Origin of the sequence: Pseudoalteromonas sp. S558 (assembly GCF_005886635.1) — a bacterium.
GTDB lineage: Bacteria > Pseudomonadota > Gammaproteobacteria > Enterobacterales > Alteromonadaceae > Pseudoalteromonas > Pseudoalteromonas aliena.
The window spans coordinates 1-3,969 of record NZ_PNDU01000469.1 but is presented as its reverse complement, the minus strand read 5'-3'; the positions used below and the strand labels follow the sequence as shown (position 1 = coordinate 3,969).

General features: G+C 42.0%; 2 protein-coding genes. One reads left to right on the top strand and one right to left on the bottom strand.

Features of this window, described 5'->3' with window-relative positions:
- Positions 1-247: 247 nt before the first annotated feature.
- Positions 248-2,239: a transketolase gene (tkt, locus tag CWB66_RS20890; protein WP_138586948.1), complete on the bottom strand. Its 1,992-nt coding sequence runs from the start codon at positions 2,237-2,239 to the stop codon at positions 248-250.
- A 302-nt stretch (positions 2,240-2,541) separates the two neighbouring features.
- Between tkt and metK the strand changes: the two genes are divergently transcribed.
- Positions 2,542-3,693, top strand: a complete 1,152-nt coding sequence (gene metK / locus CWB66_RS20885) for a methionine adenosyltransferase (protein ID WP_138586947.1) — start codon at positions 2,542-2,544, stop codon at positions 3,691-3,693.
- The last annotated feature ends 276 nt before the right edge of the window (positions 3,694-3,969 follow it).

The following is a 3,969-nucleotide window of genomic DNA, read 5'->3' as shown; positions in this document are numbered from 1 at the left end:
GTATAATACCAACCTGCATAAATCTTTGATCAATTTAACGAATTAAATTTCACTATAACGTCGTTAAAAATTTTTTATTTAGAACAACTAGATACAAAAATTTTTGCCTAGTTCTAGCGTAATTTTCTTAACGTTAAATAGACCCCATATATAAGCAGATTGGTATAACGCGCTAAAGCACGACCTATAAACAAAAAAGCCCACCCTGTTTTACACAGGGCGGGCTTTTAAACTCTAAAACTAACGTTTAAAAAAGCTCGTTTGCTTTGCTTACAATGTTTGCCACTGTAAAACCAAAGTGCTCAAACAGCTCATTAGCTGGTGCTGACTCACCAAAGGTCGTCATACCTACTACTGCGCCATTTAAGCCTACGTACTTGTACCAGTAGTCAGCAATACCCGCTTCTACTGCTACGCGGCGTGAAACAGATGCCGGTAATACGCTTTCTTTGTATGCTGCGCTTTGATCTTCAAAGGCATCAGTACATGGCATAGATACAACACGTACCTTTTTACCTTGGCTGCGTAGCTCAGTTGCTGAATCTTGTGCTAGCTGCACTTCAGAGCCCGTCGCAATAAAGATAATCTCTGGGTTGCCGTCACAGCTAAGGATGTAACCACCCTTTTTAACGTCTGCTAATTGCTGTGCGTCACGTGCTTGTTGCTCAAGACCTTGGCGAGTAAAGATTAACGATGTAGGACCGTCTTTACGCTCAATAGCTTGTTGCCATGCAATTGCCGACTCAACTTGGTCACATGGGCGCCAGTTGTATAAGTTAGGCGTTAAACGCATGCTTGCAATTTGCTCTACTGGTTGGTGAGTTGGACCATCTTCACCTAAACCGATTGAATCGTGCGTGTATACAAAAATGCTTGGTTGCTTCATTAATGCAGCCATACGTACGGCATTTTTTGCATACTCAACAAACATTAAGAACGTAGCACCGTAAGGAATAAAGCCTTTATGAAGGGCAATACCATTCATAATTGCCGACATACCAAACTCACGTACACCGTAGTAAATGTAGTTACCGCTTGCATCGTCGTGTGTTAAACCTTTAGAACCATCCCAAATTGTTAAGTTTGAGCCTGCTAAATCAGCTGAGCCACCCATAAATTCTGGTAATAACGGACCAAATGCGTTTAATGCATTTTGCGATGCTTTACGAGACGCTGGGTTTGCAGGGTTTGCTTGTAATTGCTCAATGTACGCTTGAGATTTTTCAGCCCAATCGCCAGGCAGTTCGTTATTAATACGACGCTTGTATTCAGCCGCAAGCTCTGGGTATGCTTTTGCGTATGCTGCAAATTTTTCGTCCCAGCTTGATTCAAGCTGCTGACCTTTTTCTTTGCTATCCCATTGTGCGTAAATATCATCAGGAATTTCGAACGCATCGCCAGTCCAACCTAAGAATTCGCGAGACGCTTTAATTTCATCATCACCTAGTGGTGCACCGTGACAATCGTGGCTACCAGACTTATTAGGTGAACCGTAACCAATAATTGTTTTACAACAAATTAGTGATGGCTTATCGGTAACGCTTTTTGCTTCTGTAATTGCAGCACTTACTGCATCACTGTCGTGACCATCAACACCACTAATTACATGCCAACCGTAGGCTTTAAAACGAGCTGGCGTATCATCAGTAAACCAACCTTCTACTTCGCCATCGATTGAAATGCCGTTATCATCCCAAAATGCAACAAGTTTACCTAGGCCTAATGTGCCTGCAAGTGAACCCGCTTCATGAGAAATACCTTCCATTAGGCAGCCATCGCCCATAAATGCATAGGTAAAATGATCAACTATATCGTGACCTTCACGGTTAAACTGTGCAGCGAGTGCTTTTTCAGCAATTGCCATACCTACAGCATTTGTGATCCCTTGACCTAATGGACCCGTAGTAGTTTCGATTCCTGGTGCATAACCATATTCAGGGTGACCGGGTGTTTTTGAATGCATTTGACGGAAGTTTTTAATTTCGTCCAGTGGTAAGTCGTAACCACTTAGGTGCAATAGAGAATAGATAAGCATTGAACCGTGGCCGTTCGATAGTATAAATCGATCTCGGTCAGCCCACTCTGGATTGGTTGGGTTATGTTTTAAATAATCGCGCCATAATACTTCTGCGATATCGGCCATGCCCATTGGGGCTCCAGGGTGGCCAGATTTGGCCTTTTGTACTGCGTCCATTGACAAGACGCGAATAGCATTTGCAAGTTCTTTGCGAGATGGCATGAATTCTCCTACCTTTATGTGTATTTGCACGGGTATTAATGTATTCGTTTATGCATCCAAGTAACTTGGACACTGTAATACATCTATTCTTACTTATTGTGGGGGCTGTGTGCAATTAAAAACCCTATAAAAGGAGCTATTATGAATATTTTTTAAGACCATAATGATATTAGTTATTTTATTTAGACGTCTAGGCGTAAAAACACTATGCAAGGTGTTTTGTTTTCGATAAAATACGCCCCTTAATTTTTTAGCGCTAATACCGACGTTTGTGAAGCGCAATATTTGTGAGCAGAAATACAATGGCAAAACATTTATTTACTTCTGAATCTGTTTCTGAAGGTCATCCGGATAAAATCGCCGATCAAATCTCTGATGCGGTACTTGATGCTATCCTAGAGCAAGACTCTCATGCCCGCGTAGCGTGTGAAACTTACGTGAAAACCGGTATGGTTATGGTTGGTGGTGAAATCACTACTAGCGCATGGGTTGATATCGAAGAAATTACACGTAAAACAATTCGTGACATTGGCTACACAAATTCAGACATGGGTTTTGATGCCGATTCATGTGCAATTTTAAACACTATTGGTAAACAGTCTCCTGACATTAACCAAGGTGTTGACCGTACTAGCCCAGAAGAGCAAGGCGCGGGCGATCAAGGCTTAATGTTTGGTTACGCATGTAACGAAACAGAAGTACTAATGCCTGCTCCAATTACTTACTCACACCGTTTAGTACAGCGCCAAGCTGAGGTTCGTAAAAGCGGCGAGCTTAACTGGTTACGTCCAGATGCAAAATCTCAAGTTACTTTTGCATACGAAAACGGCAAGCCAGTAGGTATTGATGCTGTTGTACTGTCTACTCAGCACAGCGAAGACATTTCTCAAGCTGATTTAGTAGAAGCGGTGATGGAAACTATCATCAAGCCAGTACTTCCTGCAGAGCTTATTACAAGCGCGACTAAGTTTTTCATTAACCCAACAGGTCGTTTTGTAATTGGCGGACCAATGGGCGATTGTGGTTTAACAGGTCGTAAAATCATTGTAGATACATACGGTGGTATGGCTCGTCACGGTGGTGGTGCTTTCTCTGGTAAAGATCCATCAAAAGTTGACCGTAGCGCAGCATACGCTGCACGTTACGTTGCTAAAAACATTGTTGCTGCTGGTCTTGCTGACAAGTGTGAGCTACAAGTTTCTTACGCAATTGGTGTTGCAGAGCCTACTTCTATCAGCGTTGAAACGTTTGGTACAAGCAAGCTAGAAGAAAGCCGTTTAATCGAGCTTATTCGTGAACACTTTGACTTACGTCCTTACGGCTTAATTCAAATGCTTGATTTAGAGCGCCCTATCTACCTTCCTACAGCGGCTTATGGCCACTTTGGTCGTGACGAATTCCCTTGGGAACGTACAGATAAAGCTGACGCACTTCGCGCAGCAGCTGGCCTTTAATTGGTTAAGTAACTATCTAAATAACTTGAACCCTGGATAATAAATCTATCTCAAGCAGCTATTTTCAGCGCTAACTGCGTTGAATTTACTTGCAATAGGCCAGCTATTGACGCGTAAATTCGCCTTGCTTTAGCTGAAAATCTCTGGCTAGAGAAAATAAATTTAAATATCAAAATAATTCAATATGTGAGTAAATATCTTAACCAGAGGTGAGGTTATTTATGCTTGTACGGGGTCCGTTTTTAATGTAGCTGTTAAATTTCCAATATCTTTAGG